At 71.4% G+C, this 3,723-nt stretch carries 2 protein-coding genes; one reads left to right on the top strand and one right to left on the bottom strand.

Translation table 11 applies throughout. The annotated features are described in order from the left end of the window. Positions 1–54 precede the first annotated feature (54 nt). Positions 55–705, bottom strand: coding sequence for a disulfide bond formation protein DsbA (locus ACFU99_RS37050; RefSeq protein ID WP_384401076.1), 651 nt, complete (start codon positions 703–705; stop codon positions 55–57). A gap of 125 nt (positions 706–830) precedes the next feature. Here ACFU99_RS37050 and pepN point away from each other — a divergent pair, with 125 nt between their 5' ends. Then, positions 831–3,455 (top strand): aminopeptidase N, encoded by a 2,625-nt coding sequence (gene pepN / locus ACFU99_RS37045; RefSeq protein WP_384401073.1) that lies wholly within the window; start codon positions 831–833, stop codon positions 3,453–3,455. Positions 3,456–3,723: the final 268 nt, after the last annotated feature.

Below are 3,723 nucleotides of genomic sequence, written 5' to 3'. Positions count from 1 at the left end.
CCCCACGGCAACCTTCGGTTGCCCGAGCTGTGAGCCCGGCGCCAGCCGGCCGCGTCAGTCGAAGATCGGGTCCTGGGTCCGCGTCCGCTTGAGCTCGTAGAAGCCCGGAACGGACGCGACCAGGAGCGTGCCGTCCCACAGTTTCGCCGCTTCCTCGCCCTTGGGAGCCGGGGTGACGACCGGGCCGAAGAAGGCGACATCCTCGCCGCCGGCGCCCGGCACGGCGATGACCGGGGTGCCGACGTCCTGGCCGACCTTCTCGATGCCCTCCTTGTGCGAGGCGCGCACGGCGTCGTCGTACGCGTCGGAGTCCATGGCGTCGGCGAGGTCCGCCGGCAGCCCCGCGTCGTCCAGCGCCGACAGGATCATGTCCCGGCCGCGCCCCATCTTCTCCAGGTGGATACGGGTGCCGAGCGCGGTGTAGAGCCGCCCCAGCACCTCGTCGCCGAACCGCTGGGCGGCCGCCACGCACACGCGCACCGGGCCCCAGCCCGTCCTGTTGAGCTCGGCGTACCGCTCGGGCAGTTCGTCGAGCCGGTGCTCGTTGAGCACCGACAGGCTCATCACATGCCAGCGGACCTCGACCGGGCGCACCTTCTCCACTTCGAGCATCCAACGTGACGTCATCCAGGCCCACGGGCATACCGGGTCGAACCAGAAATCAGCAGGGGTCTTGACGGTCTCGGACACGGGTTCTCTCCTCATCGTGGCGCCGCCGGGCGCCAACGGACCTCGGTCAGCTCTTCAACAATCGGGCACCGTGCCATGATTCCAAGTGTTCGACATACGAGACACCCAACGCAGAAGAACGCAGAAGAGGGAGACACGTCGTGCCCGGTGAGAACCTGACCCGTGACGAGGCCCGCGAGCGGGCCCGCCTGCTGACCGTGGAGGGCTACGACGTGGCGCTCGACCTGCGGTCCGCCGTCGGGCCGGGCGGCGGCGCCGAGCCGGGCGCGCCACGCGTCTTCCGCTCCGTCTCCACCATCCGCTTCGACTGCGCCGAGCCCGGCGCCGCGACCTTCGTGGACCTGCTCGCGCCGTCCGTGACCAGGGTCGAGCTGAACGGCACGGAGCTGGACCCGGCCGCCGTCTTCGACGGCTCGCGCGTCGCGCTGGAGGGGCTGGCCGCGAAGAACGTCCTGGTGGTGGACGCGGAGTGCGCGTACAGCCGGACCGGTGAGGGCATGCACCGCTTCACCGACCCCGAGGACGGCGAGGTCTACCTCTACACGCAGTACGAGCCCGCCGACTCCCGGCGCGTCTTCGCCTGCTTCGAGCAGCCCGACCTCAAGGCCCCGTTCACCTTCGAGGTGACGGCCCCGGCCGAGTGGACCGTGCTGAGCAACGGCGCGCAGGACGGGGCGGCGACGCCCGTGGAGGACACCGGTGCCACGTGGCGCTTCGCCACTACGCAGCCGATCTCGACGTACATCACGGCCGTCGTCGCCGGCCCGTACCACTACGTCCGCGACCACTACAGCCGCGTCTTCGACGACGGCACCACGCTGGAGATCCCGCTGGGCGCGCTCTGCCGCAAGGGGCTGGCCAAGCACTTCGACGCGGACGACGTCTTCACCGTCACCAAGCAGGGCCTGGACTTCTTCCACGACAACTTCGACTACCCGTACCCGTTCGGCAAGTACGACCAGGCGTTCGTGCCGGAGTACAACATCGGGGCGATGGAGAACCCGGGCTGTGTGACCTTCCGCGAGGAGTTCGTCTTCCGCGGCAAGGTGACGCAGGCGTCGTACGAGGGCCGGGCCAACGTCATCCTGCACGAGATGGCGCACATGTGGTTCGGCGACCTGGTGACCATGCGCTGGTGGGACGACCTGTGGCTCAAGGAGTCGTTCGCCGACTTCATGGGGGCGTTCGCGCTGGTCGAGGCGACCCGGTTCAAGGACGGCTGGATCACCTTCGCCAACCGCCGCAAGTCCTGGGCGTACCGCGCCGACCAGCTGCCCTCCACGCACCCGGTCACCGCCGACATCAACGACCTCCAGGACGCCAAGCTCAACTTCGACGGCATCACCTACGCCAAGGGCGCGTCCGTGCTCAAGCAGCTCGTGGCGTACGTGGGGCGCGACGCGTTCCTGGAGGGCGCGCGGCGCTACTTCAAGCGCCACGAGTACGGCAACACCACCCTGGACGACCTGCTCTCCGTGCTCGCCGAGACCTCCGGCCGCGACATGGCCGGCTGGGCGCGCTCCTGGCTCCAGACCGCGGGCGTCAACTCGCTCACCCCGCAGGCCACCTATGACGCCGCCGGGCGCGTCACCGAGCTCGCCGTGCTCCAGGAGGCCGCCGAGTCCCACCCCGAGCTGCGCCCGCACCGCGTCGCCGTGGGCCTCTACCGCCGGGAGAACGCCGACGGCGCGCTGGTGCGCTACGCCCGCGCCGAGGTGGACGTCGCCGGTCCCCGTACGGTCGTGGCGGAGCTGGCCGGGGCCGAACGCCCCGAGCTGATCCTGGTCAACGACGACGACCTGACGTACTGCAAGGTCCGCTTCGACGAGGCGTCGCTCGCCACCCTGCGGGCGCACCTGGACGAGCTGACCGACCCCCTGGCCCGCGCGCTGTGCTGGTCCGCGCTGTGGAACCTGACCCGCGACGGACTGATGCCCGCCCGCGACTTCCTCGACCTGGTGCGGCGGTTCGGCGGGGCCGAGTCCGACATCGGCGTGCTCCAAATGCTGCACGCCTGGGCCAGGACCACGCTCACGCACTACGCCGCGCCGGACTGGCGGGCCGAGGGCTCCCGGCTGCTCGCCGAGGCGGCGCTCAGCGAGCTGCGGCTCGCCGAGCCGGGCAGCGGCCACCAGCTCGCGTGGGCGCGGTTCTTCGCCCAGGTCGCGGGCGAGGACGCGGATCTCCAGCTGCTGCGCGGCCTGCTGGACGGGACCGCGAAGATCGACGGACTCGACGTGGACCAGGAGCTGCGCTGGACGCTGCTGGAGCCGCTGGCCGCGCACGGCGCTGCCGACGAGTCGCTGATCGCCGCCGAGCTGGCGCGCGACGACACCGCCTCCGGCAAGCGGCACCAGGTGCGCTGCCTGGCCGCGCGCCCCTCGGCGGCGGTCAAGGACCAGGCGTGGGCGACGGTCGTGGAGTCCGACGCGCTCTCCAACGCGCTGGTCGGGGCCACCATCTCCGGCTTCGGCCAGTCCGGTCAGCGCGAGCTCCTCGCGCCGTACGCGCCGAAGTACTTCGCGGCCATCGACCGCGTCTGGCGGGAGAGGTCCATCCAGATCGGCATGGAGATCGTCCGCGGGATGTTCCCGGCGCTCCAGGACGACCCGGCGACGCTGGCGGCGGCCGACGCCTGGCTGGCGGAGCACCCGGCGGGCGGCGGCACCCCGGCGGCGCTGCGCCGCCTGGTCCTGGAGGAGCGCGACGACCTGGCGCGGGCGCTGCGCGCGCAGGAGTGCGACACGGCGGCCGGCGACCACTGAGCCGCCGGGCGGTGCGGTCTACGGAAGTACGTCCGTACGGCCCCCCGGTGCGGACGCCCATACGGTACGGGGTCGTCCGTACGACCTCCGGGCGGTACGCGTCCGTCCGTACGGGCCGTACGGGGACCGTCCGTCCGCGGGGCGTTTTCGGCAGTCGAACGTCCGTACTTTAGGGCTGCCTTGTCCTGATTTGCCGACGAGCGTGTAACAGCGGTTAGGAGGCGGAGGGCGCGCGGGAATTGCGGGGGCATGGACCACGACACCCCCC

The organism is Streptomyces sp. NPDC057654 (assembly GCF_042800135.1).
Taxonomy (GTDB): Bacteria; Actinomycetota; Actinomycetes; order Streptomycetales; family Streptomycetaceae; genus Streptomyces.
The sequence above is the reverse complement of the archived record's forward strand: the minus strand, read 5'-3'. Positions and strand labels throughout refer to the sequence as shown.

Coding starts and splice junctions, on each gene's coding strand:
- ACFU99_RS37050 (WP_384401076.1), bottom strand. CDS start 705: ATGAGGAGAGAACCCGTGTCCGAGACCGTCAAGACCCCTGCTGATTTC.